The organism is Halomonas sp. SIMBA_159, from assembly GCF_046536035.1.
In the GTDB taxonomy this organism is placed as follows: Bacteria; Pseudomonadota; Gammaproteobacteria; order Pseudomonadales; family Halomonadaceae; genus Vreelandella; species Vreelandella venusta_A.
The window spans coordinates 1-272 of the sequence record NZ_JAWJBT010000568.1; the positions used below are offsets into that span (position 1 = coordinate 1).

Sequence of the window (272 nt, forward strand, 5' to 3'; positions counted from 1 at the left end):
GCCCGATCGACCGCTTCTTCGCCAGTTATTCCGACGACCACCGCAACGCGCTGAACCAGCGCATCCACGTGTTCGCCGTCCCGGCCATCCTGTGGTCGGTGGTGGCGCTGCTGTAGTGCATCCCCGTGGGCGGCACGCTGGTGACCACCGGCGTATGGGCCGCGCTGGCGATGTTCGCCGCCTGGATGTTCTACAACCGCCTGTCCCGCCGCATGGGCCTGGGCATGCTCGCGGTGTTCTTCTTCTGTGCCTGCCTGTGCCGCCTGCTGGAG

At 67.3% G+C, this 272-nt stretch carries 1 protein-coding gene; it reads left to right on the forward strand.

Annotation, left to right across the window (positions count from 1 at the left end; translation table 11 throughout):
• The first annotated feature begins 5 nt into the window (after nucleotides 1-5).
• Nucleotides 6-116, forward strand: a complete 111-nt coding sequence (locus R0J87_RS20485) for an Mpo1-like protein (RefSeq protein WP_498888556.1) — start codon at nucleotides 6-8, stop codon at nucleotides 114-116.
• Nucleotides 117-272 lie beyond the last annotated feature (156 nt).